General features: G+C 68.3%; 17 protein-coding genes and 1 pseudogene. 9 read left to right on the forward strand and 9 right to left on the reverse strand.

The window, feature by feature from the left end; all coding sequences use genetic code 11:
- Positions 1 to 33 precede the first annotated feature (33 nt).
- The 7 genes from ACQCX5_RS13785 to ACQCX5_RS13815 all read left to right on the forward strand — a co-directional run bounded on the left by ACQCX5_RS13785 (position 34) and on the right by ACQCX5_RS13815 (position 7,377).
- A complete protein-coding gene (locus ACQCX5_RS13785) occupies positions 34 to 1,596 on the forward strand; it encodes a uroporphyrinogen-III synthase (RefSeq protein ID WP_434542615.1) in 1,563 nt (520 codons plus the stop codon).
- A gap of 158 nt (positions 1,597 to 1,754) precedes the next feature.
- Positions 1,755 to 2,426 carry a histidine phosphatase family protein gene (locus ACQCX5_RS13790; protein WP_434542652.1) on the forward strand — a complete coding sequence of 224 codons (672 nt, stop codon included), beginning with the start codon at positions 1,755 to 1,757 and terminating at the stop codon, positions 2,424 to 2,426.
- Entirely contained in the window at positions 2,419 to 3,003 is a 585-nt protein-coding gene (locus ACQCX5_RS13795) for a TlpA family protein disulfide reductase (RefSeq protein ID WP_434542616.1), read from the forward strand. Before ACQCX5_RS13790 ends, ACQCX5_RS13795 begins: the two co-directional genes overlap by 8 nt.
- Before the next feature lie 98 nt (positions 3,004 to 3,101).
- Entirely contained in the window at positions 3,102 to 3,815 is a 714-nt protein-coding gene (locus ACQCX5_RS13800) for a cytochrome c biogenesis CcdA family protein (RefSeq protein WP_434542653.1), read from the forward strand.
- Entirely contained in the window at positions 3,815 to 5,413 is a 1,599-nt protein-coding gene (gene resB / locus ACQCX5_RS13805; protein ID WP_434542617.1) for a cytochrome c biogenesis protein ResB, read from the forward strand. Before ACQCX5_RS13800 ends, resB begins: the two co-directional genes overlap by 1 nt.
- A 179-nt stretch (positions 5,414 to 5,592) precedes the next feature.
- Positions 5,593 to 6,450: a c-type cytochrome biogenesis protein CcsB gene (gene ccsB / locus ACQCX5_RS13810; RefSeq protein ID WP_434542654.1), complete on the forward strand. Its 858-nt coding sequence runs from the start codon at positions 5,593 to 5,595 to the stop codon at positions 6,448 to 6,450.
- 9 nt (positions 6,451 to 6,459) lie between these two features.
- Positions 6,460 to 7,377: a GerMN domain-containing protein gene (locus ACQCX5_RS13815; RefSeq protein WP_434542618.1), complete on the forward strand. Its 918-nt coding sequence runs from the start codon at positions 6,460 to 6,462 to the stop codon at positions 7,375 to 7,377.
- A 36-nt stretch (positions 7,378 to 7,413) separates the two neighbouring features.
- Here the strand turns inward: ACQCX5_RS13815 and ACQCX5_RS13820 are convergent, their stop codons facing one another.
- Positions 7,414 to 8,208, reverse strand: coding sequence for an SDR family NAD(P)-dependent oxidoreductase (locus ACQCX5_RS13820; protein WP_434542619.1), 795 nt, complete (start codon positions 8,206 to 8,208; stop codon positions 7,414 to 7,416).
- A gap of 32 nt (positions 8,209 to 8,240) precedes the next feature.
- On the opposite strand from ACQCX5_RS13820, the gene ACQCX5_RS13825 reads away from it, so the two are divergent.
- Positions 8,241 to 9,692, forward strand: coding sequence for a mycothione reductase (locus tag ACQCX5_RS13825; RefSeq protein WP_434542620.1), 1,452 nt, complete (start codon positions 8,241 to 8,243; stop codon positions 9,690 to 9,692).
- Positions 9,689 to 10,933, forward strand: a complete 1,245-nt coding sequence (locus tag ACQCX5_RS13830; protein ID WP_434542621.1) for a glycoside hydrolase family 3 N-terminal domain-containing protein — start codon at positions 9,689 to 9,691, stop codon at positions 10,931 to 10,933. The genes ACQCX5_RS13825 and ACQCX5_RS13830 overlap by 4 nt, the downstream gene beginning before the upstream one ends.
- Before the next feature lie 9 nt (positions 10,934 to 10,942).
- Here ACQCX5_RS13830 and ACQCX5_RS13835 read toward each other — a convergent pair whose 3' ends face one another.
- From ACQCX5_RS13835 to ACQCX5_RS13870, 8 genes and pseudogenes are all read right to left on the reverse strand, one after another.
- Complete coding sequence (locus tag ACQCX5_RS13835) at positions 10,943 to 11,827, reverse strand: DUF2510 domain-containing protein (RefSeq protein ID WP_434542622.1); 885 nt, start codon at positions 11,825 to 11,827, stop codon at positions 10,943 to 10,945.
- Positions 11,820 to 12,764 (reverse strand): sucrase ferredoxin, encoded by a 945-nt coding sequence (locus tag ACQCX5_RS13840; protein WP_434542623.1) that lies wholly within the window; start codon positions 12,762 to 12,764, stop codon positions 11,820 to 11,822. Before ACQCX5_RS13840 ends, ACQCX5_RS13835 begins: the two co-directional genes overlap by 8 nt.
- A gap of 109 nt (positions 12,765 to 12,873) precedes the next feature.
- On the reverse strand, positions 12,874 to 13,650 hold the full coding sequence (gene pstB, locus ACQCX5_RS13845) for a phosphate ABC transporter ATP-binding protein PstB (RefSeq protein ID WP_434542624.1): 777 nt from the start codon (positions 13,648 to 13,650) through the stop codon (positions 12,874 to 12,876).
- 17 nt (positions 13,651 to 13,667) lie between these two features.
- Positions 13,668 to 14,393 (reverse strand): annotated as a pseudogene (gene pstA, locus ACQCX5_RS13850) (phosphate ABC transporter permease PstA); the annotation flags it as partial.
- Positions 14,394 to 14,878: 485 nt separating this feature from the next.
- The gene (gene pstC / locus ACQCX5_RS13855) at positions 14,879 to 15,952 is read right to left on the reverse strand and encodes a phosphate ABC transporter permease subunit PstC (protein WP_434542625.1); all 1,074 of its coding nucleotides are present in this window, start codon (positions 15,950 to 15,952) and stop codon (positions 14,879 to 14,881) included.
- Positions 15,953 to 16,060: 108 nt separating this feature from the next.
- On the reverse strand, positions 16,061 to 17,224 hold the full coding sequence (pstS, locus tag ACQCX5_RS13860) for a phosphate ABC transporter substrate-binding protein PstS (protein WP_434542655.1): 1,164 nt from the start codon (positions 17,222 to 17,224) through the stop codon (positions 16,061 to 16,063).
- A 265-nt stretch (positions 17,225 to 17,489) separates the two neighbouring features.
- Entirely contained in the window at positions 17,490 to 18,431 is a 942-nt protein-coding gene (locus tag ACQCX5_RS13865; protein WP_434542626.1) for an NUDIX hydrolase, read from the reverse strand.
- 20 nt (positions 18,432 to 18,451) lie between these two features.
- A complete protein-coding gene (locus ACQCX5_RS13870) occupies positions 18,452 to 20,626 on the reverse strand; it encodes an RNA degradosome polyphosphate kinase (protein WP_434542627.1) in 2,175 nt (724 codons plus the stop codon).
- Between the last annotated feature and the right edge of the window lie 24 nt (positions 20,627 to 20,650).

Genomic DNA, 20,650 nt, shown 5'->3' on the forward strand with positions numbered 1-20,650 from the left:
TTTGACCATGATTGGCGGATGGAAGGAGGTCGGATGAGCGAGAGCCCGACCCATACCAGGGTGGCATTCGTCGGCGGTGGCCCCGGCCCTGCGTGGCTGTTGACCTTGGCTGCCGTGGACGCGCTGAATGCGGCCGATGAGGTCATCATCACCTCGGAGGAACTGCAACTGGGCCACCCGCGCCTGCACCTGCGCCATGTGCACCGCCAGCCCCTCGCCGAGCTGAACCCCGACACGCTCGCCGGCCGCCAGGTCGCCGTCGTGGTGTGGGGCGACCCGCTGCTCGATTCTGCGGCTGCCGAGGTCGCCGCCCAGTGCATCGACGCGGGGCTCGAGGTCGACATCATTCCCGGTGTCGCGGCGCGCACCTCGCTGCCGGAGTTCGCGGGCGTCGCCCTCGCCGGTGGCGCAGTGCAGTTGCTCACGCTCGTCCACGAAACCCACGAGAGCCAGTCGCTGCCAGAGATCTCGGCGACCGGCACGGTCGTGCTGCTCGCCCGGGGCGACCAGCTGGGACTCGTCGCCGAACTCGCCGAAGAAGCCCGCCGACCCGCCGCAGAACCCGTGCTGGTGACCGCCCAGGCCGCGAGCCCCGAGCAGGTCTCGGTCTCGACGACGCTCGGCAAACTCGATAAGGCATTGGACGAACTGAGGGCCCCACAGGACGCGGTACTGGTGGTCGTGCTCGGCACCCAGTCGGCCCCCGAGCAGCGCAACCGGCTGAACTGGTACGAAACCAAGCCGCTGTTCGGCTGGCGCGTGCTGGTGCCCCGCACCAAGGACCAGGCCGGCACGCTGACCTCGCGCCTGGCCTCGCACGGTGCCGTGCCCGAAGTGGTGCCGACCATGTCGATCGAACCGCCGCGCACCCCGCAGCAGCTCGACCGCGCCATCACAGGCCTGGTCGAGGGCCGCTACCGCTGGATCGCCTTCACCAGCGCCAATGCCGTGCGTGCCATCCGGGACAAGTTCATCGAGTACGGCCTGGACGCCCGCGCGCTCGGTGGCGTGCAGATCGCGGTGGTGGGTGCGGCGACCGCCGAGACGTGTCGTGCGTGGGGTCTCGAGCCCGACCTGATCCCGATCGGTGAGCAGTCGGCCGCCGGGCTGGCCGCAGAGTTCCCCGCCTATGACGACCTGCTCGACCCAATGGACGGTGTGCTGTTGCCCAAGGCTGACATCGCCACCGAGACGCTGTCGGCCGGGCTCACCGACCTGGGCTGGCAGGTCGAGGACGTCGTGGCCTACCGCACCGTGCGGGCCGCCCCGCCGCCGCTGGAGACCCGCGAAGCGATCAAGACCGGCAAGTTCGACGCCGTTGTGTTCACCTCGTCGAGCACCGTGCGCAACCTGGTCGGCATCGCCGGCAAGCCGCACAAGGTCACCATCGTTGCCGCCATCGGGCCGCAGACCGCCGAGACGTGCCGTGAGCACGGCCTGCGCGTCGACGTCCAGGCCGAGAACCCGTCGGTGGTCGAACTGGCCGATGCACTGGCCCGGTTCGCCATCGAGCGCCGCGCCGACCTGGTCGCCAGGAAGAAGCCCACGGTGCGACCCTCGCTGCAGCGCCGCCGCGGGCGCCCGGTCGGCTCCTGACCCGGCAGGCCGCCCTCTCGACATCGCGTATCGTGGGGGCACGGGTCGAAGAGTCGTCATCAGGAGGAATCGTGAACGAGCCAGCCGCGGGCACGCAGACCCCTGTGCCCGAGCAGACCCCTGAGCCCGAGCAGACCACTGTGCACGAGCAGACCACTGTGCCCGAGCAGACCGTGGTGCACCTGGTCAGGCACGGCGAGGTCAACAACCCCGAGGGTGTGCTCTACGGCCGCCTGCCCGGGTTCCAGCTGACCGAGCGTGGCGAGCGGATGGCCGACCGGTTGGCGGCCCACTTCGCCGGCATGCCCATCACCTACCTGGCCTCGTCCCCGCTCGAACGGGCCCGCCAGACCATCGCCCCGATTGCGGCGAAGTTCCCGCACCTGGCGATCGACATCCAGCCGCTGGTCATCGAGGCCGCCAACGACTTCGAGGGCGAAGTGTTCGGGCGCGGTAACAAGGCGCTGCGCGACCCCCGCAAGTGGTGGCGGCTGCGCAACCCCTTGCTGCCGTCGTGGGGCGAGCCCTACCAAGAGGTGGCCGAGCGCATGCTGCTCGCGGTGCACGAGGCGGCCGAGGCCATCGGGCCCGGCAGGCAGGGCATCATCGTCAGCCACCAGCTGCCGATCTGGATCACCCGACTGCACGTCGAGGGCCGCCGGTTGCCGCATGACCCCCGCAGGCGCCGGTGCACGCTGGCGTCGGTCACCTCGCTGCACCTTGTCGGTGGCCGCGTCGTCCGGGTCGAGTACGCCGAGCCCGCAATCGACCTGATCCCGCCCAAGGACCGCACCATGAACCTGTCGGTAGCAGGTGGCTCGAGTGCCTGATTCGACGCCCAGCCGTCGCGCGGTAGTGCGCATCGGGTTGGGGCTCGGCTCGCTGGCCGTGCTTGCCGGCTGCCAGAACAACCCATCGGCCAGCTCAGAGATCGGGTTCGCCCAGGGCGACGGCTCGTTCACGATGATCGAACCCGGCAAGCGCAAGCCCGCGCCGGTGCTCACCGGCACTGACCTGGCGGGCAAGCCCCTGACCACCAGCACCTATGCCGGGCTCGTGCTCGTGCTCAACGTGTGGGGGTCGTGGTGCGGTCCCTGCCGCAAAGAGGCACCCGAGTTGGTCAAGGCCGCCCAGCAGAAGGCGGGCATCGCCCAGTTCATCGGCATCAACACCCGCGACAATTCAGCGGGCACCGCGACGGCGTTCACCCGCTCGTTCGCCATCGACTACCCCAACTTCTATGACCCCACCGGCGAACTGCTGCTGCAGTTGCGCGACCTGCCACCCAGCGCGATCCCGAGCACGCTCGTGATCGACAAGCAGGGACGCGTCGCCGCCCGCATCCTTGGTGAGACCTCGGCGTCGACCCTGACGGGAATCATCGACGACGTGGCGGCCGACTCGTGACCGACGTGGCGCTGGTGCTGCCGCTGCTCGACCTGGCCCCGCTCGACCTGGCCCCGCTCGACCTCGGCACCTGGTCGAAGCAGGCCGTCGGGGGTGCGATGCCGATCGCCATCCCGGTGGCGATGCTGGCTGGCCTGGTCTCGTTCTTCTCACCCTGCGTGCTGCCGCTGCTGCCCGGCTACCTGTCCTATGCCACGGGGCTCTCGGCGGCCGAGGTCGCCTCGGGCGAGGGCAAGCGCTGGAAGCTGCTGTTCGGCACGCTCGGGTTCATCCTGGGCTTCGCGCTGGTGATGGTGGCGACCGGGGCACTCGCGGGCACCGTCGGCGGCTTCCTGATGCGCTACCGCACCATCATCACCCCCGTGATGGGCGTGCTGATCATCGTGCTCGGCCTGATGTTCTGCGGGGTGTTCAGGTTCGGCACGTCGACCAAACGGCTCAACCTCACACCCAAGGTCGGCGTGGCATTCGCGCCGCTGCTCGGCATCGTCTTCGGCATCGGCTGGACTCCCTGCATCGGCCCGGCGCTCTCGGTCGTGCTCACGCTCAGCGCCACCGAGGGCACGGCGACCCGGGGCGGCATCCTGTCGTTCGCCTATGCCCTGGGGCTCGGCATCCCGTTCCTGCTGGCGGCGCTGCTGATGAACCGCTTCTCGCGCGCGATCCACTGGGTCAAGCGTCACCAGCGCGGCGTCCAGGTCGCCGGCGGGGTGCTGATGGTGCTGGTCGGCCTGGCCATGGTGACCGGCGTCTGGAACTGGATCATCGGCTGGATGCAGGTGTACACGTCGCAATGGGGGACCCCGATCTGATGGCAGACGAAGTAGAGCGCAGCACCGACGCGGCACCGGCGACTCCGTCGCTCAACACCATCGAGTTCCTGCGCTGGATCTGGACGCAGCTGACCAGCATGCGCACCGCCCTGGTGCTGCTCTTCCTGCTGGCGCTGGCCGCCATCCCCGGTTCGCTGATCCCGCAGCAGCCCGTCTCACCGATCCGGGTGCTCGACTTCGCCGAGGCCAACCCCGAACTCGACAAGGTCTACCGGGCGCTCGGGCTCTACGACGTCTATGGCTCGCCCTGGTTCGCCGCGATCTACCTGTTGCTGTTCGTCAGCCTCATCGGCTGCATCCTGCCCCGCATCAAGGTCTATGCCCGCGCCCTGCGCACCCCGCCCCCCAAGGTCCCGGCCCGGTTGAGCAGGCTTCCCGAATGGGGACGAGCCAAGCTGCCGGCAGGCACGAGCACCGCTGCGGCGCTCGACGCCGCCGAACAGGCGCTGAAGGCCAAGCGCTTCCGCGTCGTCCGGTCAGACAACGGGAACGGTGAACACGGGCTCAGCGCCGAACGCGGCTACCTGCGTGAGCTGGGCAACCTGGTCTTTCACCTGAGCCTGGTCTTCGTGCTCGTCGGGGTCGCCTGGAACAACCTGTTCAGCTTCAAGGGCACCGCCATCGTCGTCGAGGGCAACGGCTTCAGCAATGTCATCACCCAGTACGACGAATTCCACGCCGGAGCCGGGGTCAACATGAACTCGCTGCCGCCCTTCTCGCTGAAGCTCAACCGGTTTCACGCCGCCTTCGAACAGGGCCCCGTGCAGCGCGGCGCCGCGCGCCTGTTCAACGCCGAGGTCACCGCCACCCACGACGGCAAGACCGAGGACACCAACATCGAGGTCAACCATCCACTGAACATCGACGGCACCAATGTGCACCTGCTGGGCCACGGCTATGCCGCCCACGTCACGGTGCGTGACGGCAGCGGCAACATCGCCTTCTCGGGCCCGGTGATCTTCCAGCCCCAGGACGGCAACTTCACCAGCTTCGGTGTCATCAAGGCACCCGATGGACGACCGCAGCGGCTGGCCTTCGAGGGCTGGTTCCTGCCGACCGGCGTGGTCGACCAGCTCGGGCCGCGCTCGATCTTTCCCGATGCCGGCGACCCGCAGCTGTTCCTCAACGCCTGGGCCGGACCACCGAAGCAGGAAACCGGGCGCCCCGAGAACGTCTACACCCTCGACAAGACGGGCCTGACCCAGCTGCAGCGCGACGGCCAGCCCGTCGCCTTCAGGCTCAAGCCGGGCGAGGCCTACCAGCTGCCCGATGGCCAGGGCGAGATCATCTTCGACGGTTGGTCCCGCTGGACCCAGCTGCAGATCAGCCGCAACCCCGGCCTGCCGCTGGCCACCGGCAGCCTCGCGCTGGGCGTGCTCGGGCTGTGCTTCAGCCTGTTCGTGCGCCCGCGCCGACTGTGGGTGAAGGTGGTTGAACCGGACGACGACGCACCGGACGATGCCCAACCCACCGTCGAGGTCGGCGGTCTTGACCGGGCCGATTCACGCACCGGGCTGGCAGAGGACGTCACCGAGGTGTTGAGTAGTGTCAGCCCACGCGAAGGAGACAAACAGTGACCGCGGCCGAGTATTCAAGCCTGGGGATCGTTGCGTCGTTCGTGCTGTACCTGCTGGCGCTGCTGGCGCACAGCGCGGAATGGGCCAGCATCCGCGGGGTGACGCTGAAGAAGGACGCGGACGCCGCAGGCGGTGACGACCTGGACCCCGTGCGCGTGCGCAGCGATGCCTTCGGCCGGATGGGGCTGATGCTCACCGCGCTGGGTGCCGTCGCCCACCTGCTCGGCGTGGTGCTGCGCGGCGTGGCGGCCAACCGCATGCCCTGGGGCAACATGTACGAGTTCGTGATCTCGGCGTTGCTGTTCGCCGTCGTGCTGTACCTGGTCGGCGTGTGGCGCTGGGGCCTGCGCTGGCTCGGCGTGCCGATCACCCTGCTGCTGGCCGTGGGCAACGGCCTGGCCGTGACCGTCTTCTACGTTGACGTGGCACCGCTGGTGCCGGCGTTGCATTCGGTGTGGTTCGTCATCCACATCGTCGCCGCCTGCATCTCGGCGGCCGCGTTCAACCTGGGCGCGCTGGCCTCAATCATCTACCTGGTCAAGCGCCGCGCCGTGCTGAACGCCGAGAAGCGGGCCGCTGCCGAGCCGACGACGAAGAAGGGCGCGGCGACTGCCTCGTCCACGGCTGTTGACGAGGGTGGCGACTGGGCGGGCACCGTCGCGGTCAAGACCCGCCCCGCGCTCGGCACCGACAATGTCGTGACCGGCTTCCTGGCCCGCGTGCCGTCGCTCGCCGCCATCGACCGGTTGGCCTACCGTGCGCATGCGTTCGCGTTCCCGGTGTGGACGTTCACGATTGCCGCGGGTGCCATCTGGGCCGAATACGCCTGGGGCCGGTTCTGGGGCTGGGACCCCAAGGAGACCTGGTCGCTGGTCACCTGGGTGGTCTATGCCGCCTACCTGCACGCCCGCGCCACCGCAGGCTGGAAGGGCCGCAACGCCGCCATCATCGCGATCCTCGGCATCGCCACCTTCTGGTTCAACTTCATCGGCGTCAACCTGCTGGTGAGCGGTCTGCACTCGTACGCGGGCATCTGAGCGGCGGCCATGAACGCGTGGCAGGTGCAGCCCCCCGACGCGCCAGTCCCGGGTCTGCGGGCGGCCCGGCGCCGGTGGCGCTGGCTGCTGCTGGCCGCGGGCGTGGCGCTGGTCGTCGGGCTGCTGCTGCCCGTGCTGTGGCCGCGGTCCGCGCTGTTCGGGCGCACCCAGCCCCCCGCCACACCCGGCACGGCACTGACCATCGGGTCGTCCGCGCCGCCGGCCTCATTGCCGACGCTGCAACGAGCGGTGCCCGTCTATTACGTCGGCGACGACCGTCGGCTGTACCGCGAGTTCCGCGACCTGCCAACCCAGGGCGACCGGCTGACCACCGCGGTGGGCGCAGTGCTCAACGTCGCCGCGAACGACCCCGGCTTCAGCTCGCTGTGGGCCGGCGGCCAGGTGAACTCCGCCACGATTGTGGGCAACCGGCTCGTCATCGACATCTCGGCCTCGGCATTCGCCACGTTCACCAGCCGGGTGGTCGCCGATGCCGCCATCAACCAGGTGGTCTACACCGCTGTCGCGGCCGTCGGTGACACGACCGGCGAGCGCACGGTGCAGATCCTGATGGACGGGTCACCGAACCTGCCCGTGGTGGGCCTGCCCACCGCCGACTTCAAGCGCACCGGCACCGACCCCCTGGGGCTGATCTGGATCGAGGTGCCAGAGGGTGACTCGCAACTGCCGGCCGGCAGGCTCACGTTGCGCGGCTACCAGCAGGTCTCGCTGACGAACGACATCGTCAGCTGGATGGTGGCCGACCATGCGGGCAGCACCGTGCAGCAGGGCGAGGTGCCCGCCAGCGGCAACATCGAGGGTTGGCGCTCGTGGGCCGTGAACGTCACGCTGGCTGCCGGTGACTACGAGTTGAAGGTCTGGACGGGAGCGATGACGCCCCGCGTGCGCCACTTCACGGTTGCCTGAAACACGGTGGTCGGGTCCCAGGGTCGTCCGGGTGCCTCAGGTGTGGTGGATGAACACCTTCGCCAGCGCCGTCGACACACTCTCGGGCACGAACCGGTTGGCCATGGCCGTGGCCTGGTTCATCACGCCGTCGATGGCCGTGGGCCGGTTCGCATTCAGCGCCTTGAACGTCGTCTCGACGACGTCTTCGGGGCTGCGCCGGCGGCGCAGCACATTGTTGTTGCCGGCGCGGGTGAAGAACCCGGTCTCGGTCGGCCCGGGGTTGATGCAGACCACCCGCACACCGGTGCCGCGGGTCTCGTGCCACAGCGCCAGCGACAGGCTGCGCACATAGGCCTTCGATGCCGCATAGGCGCCCATGCTGGGGATCGGCTGGTAGCTCGCGGTGCTGGCGACGTTGATGATCGAACCCTGCTTGGCCTCGAGCATCGCGGGCAGCAGCAGCCGGGTCAGGTGGGTCAGGGCCGCAGTGTTCACCTCGACCATGTCGAGCAGGTCGTCGACGTCGGTCTCGTGCAGGTCGTTCACCAGCCCGTAGCCGGCATTGTTCACCAGCGTCGAGATGTGCACGCCTTCGGCCGTGAGCTCGTCCACCATGCGGGTGCGGGCAGCCCGGTCGACAAGGTCGACGGGCAACAGGATCGACTGGGCACCGAAACCCGCCACCTCGGTGGCGATGTCACCCAGCTTGACGGTGTTGCGCCCGGTCAACACCAGGTTTGAGCCGTGCTGGGCCAGGTAGCGGGCGAACTCGGCGCCGATGCCGCCGGTGGCCCCGGTGATCAGGGCCCAGGGGCGCTCGGACGTGGTGGCGTCGGTGGAAGCTGGCATGACTCCACTGTAGAGGTGGAAGGATGAACTACATGGAGCCGCTGAAGTACGACCTCATCATCATCGGGTCGGGATCTGGGAATTCGCTGATCGACCCCCGTCTGGACCACCTGCGCATCGCCATGGTCGATGACGCACCCTGGTACGGGGGCACGTGCCTGAACGTCGGCTGCATCCCGACCAAGATGTTCGTGCTGCCCGCTGACCACGCCGTCGCACCTGCCGAGGCGGCCCGGCTGGGCGTCACCCAGCACACCGACCACGTCGACTTCCCGGCGATCCGAGACCGGGTCTTCGGTCGCATCGACCCCATCGCCGAAGGCGGTCTCGACTGGCGCCGGCGCCAACCCCATGTCGAGGTGCACCGCGAGACCGCGGCGTTCGTCGACGCGCACACGCTCGAGCTCTCGCCGTCCGGCCAGCGGATCACCGCCGACCAGATCGTGCTCGCCGCCGGCTCGCGCCCGCGGTCGGCCGTCGAACCGGACGCCGACATCGCCCACCTGGTGCACACCTCTGACAGCGTCATGCGGATTGATGCCCTGCCCAAGCGCATGGTGATCCTGGGCGGTGGGTTCATCGCGGCCGAGTTCGGGCACGTCTTCTCGGCCTACGGCGTCGACGTCACGGTCGTCACCCGCGGCCCGGCGCTGCTGCGCCGCGAGGACCGCGACATCAGCGCGAAGTTCACCGAACAGCTCGGCCGCCAGGTGAAGCTGGCGCTGAACCAGCCCGTCAAGGGCATCCATGCCGGTGCCGATGGTGGCGTGCGGGTGGTCACCACCGACGCCGAGGGCCGCGAGGTCGTCCACGAGGCCGACCTGGTGCTGAACGCGGTGGGGCGCGTGCCGAACGGTGACCGGCTCAACCTGCCCGCCGCCGGGGTCGAGGTCGACGGGCGGGGCTTCGTGAAGGTCGACGAGCACCAGCGCACCACCGTGGCGCACATCTGGGCGCTGGGCGATGTCGCCTCACCCTGGATGCTGAAGCACGTGGCCAACCACGAGATGCGCGTGGTGATGCACAACCTGCTGCATCCCCACGACCTGGTCGCCTCTGACCACCGCTACGTGCCGCATGCGGTCTTTGCGCACCCCCAGATCGGCGCCGTCGGCCTCACCGAACAGGAACTGGAGGCACAGGGCACGCCCTACCTGGTGCAGGTGCAGCAGTACGGCAGCGTGGCCTATGGCTGGGCCATGGAGGACCAGGAGCACTTTCTGAAGCTGCTGGCCGACCCCCGGACGGGGCGCCTGCTGGGCGCGCATGTGATGGGCCCGCAGGCGGCGACGCTCGTGCAGCAGTTGATCCACATGATGTCGTTCGACCAGGACATCGAATCGGTCGCGACCAAGCAGTACTGGATTCACCCGGCCCTGCCCGAGCTGATCGAGAACGGCCTGCTGGGCCTGGTGGCGCAGCGCCGTGACTGGCTCAAGCAGCAGGGTGGGGTGGCCAACGACCAGGGGCGTGCAGACTCGTGAGCCCCACCAGCCGTCGCGCAATCCTGGGCAGGGCGGTACTGGGCGGTGCACTGCTGGGCGGTGCCGGTCTCGCGCTGGCCGGGTGCGCCGGCCGGGACGACGTGGGCGCGACGACACCAGCCGGTTCGACGTCGGGTGCCGGTTCGACCAGTGCGGCCGGTTCGCCGACCGCGACTGGTTCGACGACCCCCGCCGGTTCGCCGGGCGACTCGACCATGCCCGCCACCAGTGCCTCGTCCACGGCGCTCGACCTGGTCACGGTCGTGGGGCAGCTGCTGATGGTGGGGCATACGACCCCGTCGATCAGCACGGCCACCCGTGACCTGCTGACCACCCACCAGTTCGGTTCGCTGGTGCTGCTGGGCAACCAGTTGGGCGGGCGCGGCGACCTGGCGGCGTTCAGTGCGCAGCTGGGGGCCCTTGACGTGCAGGTGCCGGTGCTGGTGGCGGTCGACCAGGAGGGTGGGCAGATCCAGCGGCTGAATGGTCAGGGCTTCTCGCGCATCCCTACGGCCGTGGCCCAGGGCGAGCTGGGCGCGGCCCGGCTGCAGCGGGACTGGACCACCTGGGGGCAGGAACTGGCCCGTGTCGGCGTGCACTACAACCTGGCCCCCGTCGCCGATGTGGTGCCCGCCGACCTTGTCGCACGCAACGCGCCCATCGGCCAGCTCAAGCGCCACTACGGCACCACGAATGCCCAGGCCATCCCGGCGATCGAGGCGGTCGTGAAGGGGCTCGCCGCAGCGAAGGTGGCCAGCAGCCTCAAGCACTTCCCGGGCCTCGGCCGGGTCAGCGTCAACACCGACTTCGGTGTGGCCCGCGATGACTCGATCACGGGCTCGGCCGACGACCTGGCCCCGTTCGCGGCGGGCATCGCGGCGGGCGCGTCGTCGGTGATGGTCTCGAGCGCCATCTATGAGCGCATCGACCCCGACCAGCAGGGCGTGTTCTCGTCCAAGGTCATCACGGGGCTGCTGCGTGGGCAGCTGGGCTTCGAGGGCGTGGTGATCGCCGACGACCTGGGCGCCGCCGCGGCGGTCAAGGAGGTGACGCCGGGGGAACGGGCCCTGCGCTTCCTGCGCGCAGGCGGCGACCTGGTGATCACCGCCGACCCGTTCCTGGCGCCCCAGATGGCAGGGGCGATCCTGCAGGCGGCGCGGGCCGATGCGGCCTTCGAGGCCGAGCTGCGCCGCAAGGCCGACCGGGTGCTGGCGCTGAAGCGGTCGGTGGGCGTGGGCTGAGGCGCCGCGTCAGCCGCCCACGCGCAGCTGGTTGACCAGATCACGCGCGGTCGGCAGGTACTGCTGGGCGTTGTCGGGGATCGAGGCGTAATAGATCGAGTTCTTCGACCCGCTCGTGTTGACGATGATGATGATCGCCGTCTCGCCCTTGGCCTGCAGCCCGCGCACGTCGAAGCTCAGGTGCATCTCGAGCATGAAGGCCTCACGGCCGTCGACCACCATCGGACGACGCGTGACGTCTTCACGCTGCACTGGGGAATCGCCGTAGAACGCACCCACGATGCAGCGGGCCACCATGTCCATGCCGGCTTCGGGTGACTGGAACCCGTCACCATCGATGAGCTCGCCCACCAGCACCGAGGCCACCCAGTTCTGGCCGGGGCGGTAGTTCTGTTCGATGGTGATCGTCTGGGTCTGCACATCGCGGCCGAAGGGCACCCGGCCGTCCACGGTGGGGGCCGACCACGGTGCGCCCAGCTGTGGGTAGCTCAGCTCCCCGCCGTACACGCGGCCGTCGCGCGGGTGCGGGTCGACCGAATAGTTGCCATCGGTGACCGCGGGGCAGAACTCGGTGGGGTTCGACGGGCCCGGGCCGCGGTTGCCGAGCACACCGAGCTGCATCAGGGCCCAGATGAGCGCGATGATCGTGACCAGCACGATGGCGATGATCACCACCGGGCCCTTCACCTGCGACCACAGGCCGGCCCTGGGCTCGTCCTCGTCGTCATCGGACGACCCCTTCACGACGATGGGGGTGGACGGGTCATGGCCTGCGCCGGGGGCGGCGCTGGTGCCGCCCGGGCGCAGTTGCGTCTGTGCCGACCACCGGTCGCCGTCCCAGTAGCGGTAGCCCTCGCCGCCCGCGGGGTCGGGGTACCAGCCGGCCTCAGCCATGGTCCTCCTCCTCAAGCGTCCACCGTGCGACGGGCACCAGCGAAGCCCCGCACGACGACGGCAACTCGTCGTCGCCAGTCTGCCTCGCGACCCGGACGAGGTGACCGCCCGCCTGGACGAGCCACTGGTCGCCCCCGAGCGGCGACACAGGGGCATGGGCGAGGTCGATGTCCAGGCCCCGACCACGGGCCCAGACGTCGATGACCTGCTGCAGCGGCTCGAGGTGGCTGCGGCCGCGGTCGTGCAGTGGGCCGGCATCGACGAGCCGGCCGGCATCGGCAGCCGCCAGGGCCTGGCGGGCGAGGTCTGGTGTCAGGCGGCCCAGCGTCTGCCCCGACGGCAGCACAAGCGCGGTGGGGGCGAAGCGGTGGCCGCCCAGGTGGGTGACCTCCCAGATGCGTGGGGCCAGGTCGGGGCCGAGGTCATGGATCAGCCCTCGTCCGGACAGGGCGCAGCACTGGTCACGCTTGGCGTTCGTGCAGACGGCGAGCACCGGTTCGGTCGGGGTGAGCCATTCGGGCAGCGGGCCGTGGGCCAGGTCTTCGCCCAACTGCAGCAGCGCCAGCGCGTCACCGGGGTCACCAATCGTGGTGCGGCCCAGCCACGGCCGGGGGCCGGCGAGGCCACCGGCGACCAGCAGCGTGCGCGAGGCGTCGCTGATGTCGACATGTCGTCCTGGGCGCCGGATCAACACGGCGCGACCGCCGGCCTCGCTGCAGGTGTTCTCGAGCAGTTCACCGAGCTGCGGGTCGAGGTGGCTCTGGGTGAGGGCCTTGTTGCCCCAGGGACCTGATTGTTCCAGGGCCACCCAGAAGGCGGCCCGACTCGCCGTGCCCCAGGCCGGCAGGTCATCGCGCAACCATTGCGCCGAACAGCGCAACTCGGGCGCGACATGGACGGTGGGGGTCTCGCCCGCGGCAACCTCAGGGGTGGTCATGCCCCCAGCCTACAAATCACCGGTAATCCGCATCCCCATGACGGCAGACGCGAACGAGCCCGCCACACCGAAGTGTGGCGGGCTCGCGCGTCGAGTGGGTCTCTGCGGCTCAGCCGAAGCGGCCCGAGATGTAGTCCTCGGTTGCCTTCTTGGCCGGGTTCGAGAAGATCTTCTCGGTGTCGTCGATCTCGACGAGTTCACCCGGCTTGCCCTGGGCGGACAGGTTGAAGAACGCGGTGCGGTCAGACACGCGCGCAGCCTGCTGCATGTTGTGGGTCACGATGACGACGGTGTACTGCTGCTTGAGTTCCTGGATCAGGTCTTCGATCGCGAGGGTCGAGATCGGGTCGAGGGCCGAGCAGGGCTCGTCCATCAGGATCACCTGCGGCGACACGGCGATCGCGCGTGCGATGCACAGTCGCTGCTGCTGGCCGCCCGAGAGGCCCACACCGGGCTTGTCGAGGCGGTCCTTGACCTCGTTCCACAGGTTCGCGCCCTGCAGCGACTTCTCGGCCACCTCGTTGAGGGTCTTCTTGTCGTTGACGCCGTTCAGGCGCAGGCCCGCGACGACGTTCTCATAGATCGACATCGACGGGAACGGGTTGGCCCGCTGGAAGACCATGCCGACCTGACGACGCACGGCCACCGGGTCGACGCCCTTGCCGTACAGGTCGACGCCGTCGAGGGCGACCAGGCCCTCGGCGTAGGCGCCGGGGATGACCTCGTGCATGCGGTTGAGGGTGCGCAGCACCGTCGACTTGCCGCAGCCCGACGGGCCGATGAACGCCGTCACCGAACGAGGTTCGACGGTCAGCGAGACGTCCTGCACGGCGTGGTAGCTGCCGTAGTAGATGTTGAGGTCCTTGACCTCGATGCGCTTGGCCATTGTTTCTTTCCTCGTGGTCAGCGGCTCTTGGTGGAGCCGAAGAATTTGGCGCCCAGGTTCAGGCCCATGACGATCAGGATCAGGGTCAGCGCCGCGCCCCAGGCACGGTCGGCTGCGGGGTAGCTCTCGGCGACGTTGGCCGCGTTCATCACCATCATGGGCAGCGAGCCCATGTTGGTGTCGAGCGGGTTGAAGCTGAGCGCGATGCCGGTGTTCAACAGGATGATCAGCGGCGCGGTCTCACCCATGATGCGGGCGACACCCAGCACGATGCCGCTGAGGATGCCCTTGCGTGACGTGGGCAGCACGACCGACAGGATCGTCTTCCACTTCGGCACACCCAGCGCATAGGACGCTTCACGCAGGCTGTCCGGCACCAGTTTCAGCATCTCTTCGGTGGAGCGCAGCACCGTTGGCAACATCAGGATCACCAGCGACAGCGACGCCGCGATCGTGGACCGTCCGAGCCCCAGCGTGGTGATCAGCAGGGCGAAGATGAACAGCGCCGCGACGATCGATGGCACACCGGTGAGGATGTCGACCATGAACGAGACGACCTTGCTGAACTTCTTGCCGCGGGCGTACTCGACCAGGTAGATCGCGCCCAGCACGGCGATCGGCACGGCGATCACCGAGGTGATCAGGCCGAGCATCAGGGTGCCCACGATGGCGTGCAGGGCGCCGCCGTTGGGCTTGAGCAGGTCGTTGTTCTGGCTCAGGTCCTTCGTCCACCACTGCGCATTGGCGACGCGCACGGTGCCGGCACCCTCGTTGTCGGGGGTGACGATGGAGTTGTTCTGCGCCTCGGCCGGCTTGCCGCGGATGATGATGCCACTGGCCGCGTTCGGGTCGGTGGTCTTCGGTGCGGCGGGGTTGAACTCGACGAAGTCGCCGACGGCGGGGTACTTGCCGCCGACCAGCCACAGCGGCTTGGCCTGGTTGGCCGCGTTGTCGCAGTCAGCGTTGGCCACCCGCTTGTAGTTCAGGTAGTCCTGCGACGGGGCCGTTTCCTGCACCGCGCAGATCCGGGTGTAGTCGGGCACTGCGCTGACCAGCAGGGGGGCGCCGCGCACGATCACGGTGGAGAGGATCCAGATCAGCGGGACGATGGCGATGACCGCAGCCAGCCACACCAGCACCCGCACCACGTTGTCCTTCACCTGGCGGCTGCCGGAGGGGCGTCCGAGGTCGAGGGCCTCGTCCGATTCGATGGTCGTCGACTCGATGCTCATGACTTGGCCTTTCCGCCCGAAGCCACGGTGCGGGCCACGGCGTTGACTGCGAAGGTGAGGACGAACAGCACCAGGCCAGCGGCGATGAAGGCACCGGTCTTGGTCGGGCTGTCGAACTCGGGTGCGCCACGGGCGATCTTCGAGGCGAACGTCTCGCCGCCGCTGAAGATCGAGAAGCTGAACTCGGTGACGGTCGAGAGGATCAGCATGACCGCGATCGTCTCGCCCAGTGCACGGCCCAGGCCGAGCATCGAGGCGGCGACCACACCGGAGCGGCCGTAGGGGATGACGGCGGTCTTGACCATCTCCCACTTCGTCGCACCGAGGGCCCAGGCGGCCTCGATGTTGTCACGCGGGGTCTGCTCGAAGACATCGCGCGACAGCGAGGTGATGATCGGCAGGATCATGATGGCCAGCACCAGCGACACGGCGAACACGGTGCCGGGCGACTGCAGGCCGGGGGCGAAGAAGCCCAGCTTGCCGAGGAACGATGACGAGATCGCATCGCTGATCGGCTGCAACCAGGGGGCGAACACGCGGATGCCCCACAGGCCGTAGACCACCGAGGGGACGGCCGCCAGCAGGTCGACGAGGAAGCCCACGATGCGCCCGAGGGTGGGCGGGGCGTAGTGGGTGATCAGCAGCGCCACGCCGATGGCAACGGGCACGGCCAGCACCATGGCGATGAGCGAGCTGATCACGGTGGTCCAGAGCATGCCGGCGATGCCGAAGGCCAGCTGGTTGTCGTTGACCAGCCACTGGTTTGACGTGAGGAAGTTGACCTCGTTGCGGCTCAGGGGGCCGATGGCCGTGAGCAGCAGGAAGATGAAGATGGCGCCCACCAGGGTCACGAGCAGGATGCCGGTGAACAGCGTCGCTCCGCTGAACACCTTGTCCGGAGCCTTGCTGGGCTCAGGCACGTCGACCTTGGTGATGTTGATCTCTTTGGGGACGACATGGTGGTCGGCGGGGACGGGGGAGACCGACGGGTCGATGTCTGCCCCCGGGGGGATGTCGCTCGGCGCGGCAGTAGTGCGCACCTCGTCCTCCTGTGCCTCAGAGGTGGTCATTGATAGCTCCCTAACGTAAGGATGGCCCCTCCGCTGCGCAGAGGGGCCATCCCGATGGTGTTGATGGTGTGGCTCAGCGCACTGAACCACGCGACCCGGGGGTCAGGGTCACTTCATCGCCTTGACGGCAGTCTGCACCTTGGTCAGCATGGCGGCCGGAAGCGGGGCGTAGCCCTGAGCCTCCAGGGTTGCCTGGGCCTGCTCGCTAGAAGCATAGGTCAGGAAGTCCTTCATGAGGGCGCCTTCAGCGGCAGGCAGGCCGGCCGAGCAGACGATCTCGTAGGTCACCATGACCATGGGGTAGACATCCTTGCCGAGGCCGGTGTACTTCAGCGAGACGACGAGGTCGTTGCCCTCGCCCTTGACCTCGGCCTTGTCCATGGCAGCGCCAGCGCTGGCAGCGGTCAGCTTGACAGCGCCGTCACCGTTGTCGATCGACGAAACGCCGAGCTTGGCGTCGGTGGCGTACTTCCACTCCATGTAGCCGAAGCCACCCTCGGTGGCCTTGACGGCGTCAGCGACACCCTGGGTGCCCTGCTTGCCCTCGCCGGCGGTACCGAAGTACTTCTTCGAGGTCTCCTTGGTGAACTTGTCAGGAGCAGCGGCCTTCAGGTACTTCGAGACGTTCTCGGTGGTGCCCGACTCGTCATCGCGGAAGAAGACGTTGATCTTCTTGGCCGGCAGGGTGGCCGAGGGGTTCAGGGCCTTGATCTCAGCGGCGTCCCACGAGGTGACCTTGCCGTTGAAGATGTCCATCATGACCGAGGGGGTCAGCACCAGGTCGTTGACGCCGGGCAGGTTGTAGGCGAAGGCAACCGGGCCCACGATGAGCGGCAGGTTCCAGCCGGCGTTGCCAGCGCAGCGCTCCTTGACCTTCTCAGTCTCGACGACGCCGTCCTTGCCGGCCTTCGACTTCAGCGCCGAGTCCGAACCGGCCCACTGCAGCTGCTTGTTGTAGAAGTCCTTGATGCCGGCGCCCGAGCCCGACTTGGTGTAGACGACCTGGCCGGCGCCACCGCAAGCGGTGTTGTAGGCCTGGGTCAGGGCCTGCATGGCGATGTCCTGGGCGGACGAGCCGCCACCGTTCACCTTGCCGGCGGGGCAGGCCAGCTCGAGGGCGGCGCCGCTCGAGGCGGGGGCCGAGCTCGAAGCGCCGGCGCCACCGGTGGTGGCGGCCGAGGTGGTGGTGGTGCCGGTGGTGTCGCCGCCACAGGCGGTGAAGGTCAGGGCGCCCACAGCCACGACGGCTGCGATCTTGGCGAAGCGGTTCATCTTCACTCGAGTTCCTTGATCTCGTTGGGGATCTGTGTGTGTTGAAGTTCGCTGCGCGGAAGGGCGCATCATGATGCCAACTTCTTCACCTGTGAAAGTAGTGAAGGCAGGTGACACGCCGTCCATCCTTGGGTTAACAGCAGGTTAACGACACGCGAAAAGGTGGCGGATCTGCCGTGTGGCTACGCCGAACGCGTGATCTGCGTTACGAAAACGTGACCCCGGGCACCCTGAAGATTGGCTGGGGTCGGTCGGCATCGGGCTTTCAGAACGACGGTTTGACCCGCTCGTGAGCCATCGGGTGACCGTCGCGGTTGTGGTGGACGACGAGGACCTCGGCCACGAGCATCGGCTTGTCGGCGACCTGCAGCGCCTCTCGCATCATCGGCAGCACCGGACGGTGCCCACACACCACCATGGGTGCGTCCAGGTCGGCGCGGGCCCTGCCGACGAGTTCGGCCATGACCTCGCGCGATCCCTTCGGGTCGTCCTCGTAGCCCTCTTCGCTGAGTTCGGGCACCGTGACCAGGTCGATGCCAGTGCGCCGAGAGAACGGCTCGAGGGTCTGCACGCAGCGGGTGCTCGTCGAGGTCACCGCCCGGGTGATCCCGTAGGCCTCGAGCAGCAGCGCCAGGCGCTCGGACTGGCGTCGTCCACGCCTCATCAGGGGGCGCAGCCAGTCCTTCCCGGTCCAGTGCTTGCGGCTCATCGCCTTCGCGTGGCGCACGAGCACCACCGAGCCGGTCGGGCCGGCCGCCACCGCGCGGTCCAGCAATTCGGCCTCGTCGCTGTAGCTGAGCCGGTGTTCAGCCTTGCTGATCGACCACCACTCGACGCGGTCGACCTCCTGGTCGCCCGATTCGGTGGACGGGGTGCCGTTCACCAACAGGTCACCGCCCGTGGGCGTGCCCGCCCACCAGTGGACGACCTTCGTCCGGTCGCCGACGGGGTAGCTGATGGTGCCCAGCGGCGATCCCAGCCGCACGGTGATACCGGTCTCTTCGGCCACCTCGCGCACGGCGCAGACCTGGACATCCTCATCGGGTTCGAGTTTGCCCTTGGGCAACGACCAGTCGTCATAGTCGGGCCGGTGCACGACCAGCACCTTCGGCTCGCCACCCGACCCGTCGGCATGCCAATCGAGCACCACGACCCCTGCTGCCTCAATCGGGCGCTGCTTCCTGGCCATCGTTGATTTCCCGGCCATCGTCGATTCTGCCCCGGCCCTCAGGCGTGCTGGTCCCGGCGCCTGCGCAGCCGGTCGATCAACTCGGACTGCAGGTCGCGCAGGAACCTGCCGTCCTCGGCCCGCGACCGCTCGGTCCACACGGTGTCGTTCAGGTGCCACGACACCGTCCCGGGGTCGAAGGCCAGCTCGAACAGGTCGATGAGCTCCTGGATGTGACGCTTCTGGCTGATGCCGACGATGGTCTCGACGCGACGGTCAAGGTTGCGGTGCATCAGGTCGGCCGACCCGATGCCCACGACCGGTTGACCACCATTGGCGAACGCGAAGATGCGGGAATGTTCGAGGTAGCGACCGAGGATGGAACGCACCCGGATGTTCTCGCTCAGCCCCGGCACACCCGGGCGGATGGTGCAGATGCCGCGCACCCACAGGTCGACCTTCACCCCCGCCTGCGATGCGCGGTACATCGCGTCGATGAGCCGCTCGTCGACCAGGGAGTTCACCTTGATGCGGATGTAGCCCTGCCGCCCGGCCCGCTGGTGCTCGATCTCGCGGTCGATTCCGGCCAACAGGCCCGTCCGGATGCCATGCGGGGCCACCAGCAGGCGGCGGTAGTCGGTCTCGACCGTCAGCCCCGACAGGTGGTTGAACACCTTGCCGACATCCTCGGTGATCATCGGGTGCGAGGTGAGCAGGCCGATGTCCTCATACATCCGGGCGGTCTTGGGGTTGTAGTTGCCCGTGCCGATGTGGGCATAGCGCCGCAAGGTGGTGCCCTCGTCGCGGATCACGAGCGACAGCTTGCAGTGGGTCTTGAGCCCCACCATGCCGTAGACGACGTGCACGCCGTACTTCTCGAGCTTGCGTGCCCAGGCGATGTTGGCGACCTCGTCGAAACGCGCCTTGATCTCGACGACCGCTAGCACCTGCTTGCCGGCCTGGGCCGCCTCGATCAGGGCATCGACGATGGGCGAGTCGCCGCTGGTGCGGTAGAGCGTCTGCTTGATGGTGAGCACCTGCGGGTCGGCCGCGGCCTGCTCGATGAATCGCTGCACCGACGTGGCGAACGAGATGTAGGGGTGCTGCAGCAGTACGTCACGGTTCTTCAATGCGGCAAACATGTCGGCAGGCTGCGAGGTCTCGACCTCGGCAAGGTCGCGGTGGGTGGCCGCCACGAACTTTGGGTACTTCAGGTCGTCGCGGTCGGTGCCGGTCAGCGAGAACAGGCCCGTCAGGTCGAGCGGGGCCGGCAGCGAGAAGACCTCTTTCTCGCTGATGTCGAGTTCGCTCATCAGCAGCTTGAGCATCTTCGGGTCGATGTCGTCCTGCACCTCGAGGCGCACCGGGGGACGACCGACCTTGCGGCGCAGCAGCTCTTTCTCGAGGGCATAGAGCAGGTTCTCGGCGTCGTCCTCTTCAACCTCGAGGTCTTCGTTGCGGGTGACCCTGAAGGTGGTCTGCTGCAGCACCTCCATGCCGGCGAACAATTGGCCCAGGTGACGCCTGATGATCTCTTCGATGGGCACGAAGCGGCCCTCGTCCAGCTTGATGAACCGGTCGAGCAGCGCGGGCACCTTGACGCGGGCGAACTGCTTCGCGCCCGTGATCGGGTTGCGCACCAGCACCGCCATGTTGATCGACAGGCCCGAGATGTAGGGGAACGGGTGCGAGGGGTCGACCGCCAGCGGGGTGAGCACCGGGAAGATGCGCTCACTGAACAGCGACCGCATGCGGTCCTTCTCGGCGGCGGTGAGCTCTTCCCACGTCAGGATCGAGATCCCCTCGGCGGCCAGTGCCGGGCGCACCTCGTTCTGGAAGATGCGGGACTGCTCTGTGACCAGTGTGCGGGTGCGTGCCAGGATCGCGTCGTGAAGGTCGCGCGGCAGCGTGCCGGTGACGGACGGCACGGCGACGCCGGCAGCGATGCGGCGCTTCAGTCCCGCCACCCGCACCATGAAGTACTCGTCCAGGTTCGAGCTGAAGATGGCCAAGAAGTTGGCCCGCTCGAGAAGCGGCACCCGCTCGGCATCGCGGGCCAGGTCGAGCACCCGGTTGTTGAAGGCGAGCCACGAGAGCTCCCGGTCGGCATACATCGGGGTCTCGGCATGGGCGTCCACGGGGGCGGCCTGGTCGGTGATCAGGGCACCCAGCTCGTCCGAAATTGGCAGAACGCCCTGGCTGCGCGTGGTCGTCGGTGTCGGGGACGCGGTCATGCACGGCCTTTCAGTGGATGGGGG

Origin of the sequence: Aestuariimicrobium sp. G57 (assembly GCF_050110855.1) — a bacterium.
Lineage (GTDB): Bacteria > Actinomycetota > Actinomycetes > Propionibacteriales > Propionibacteriaceae > Aestuariimicrobium.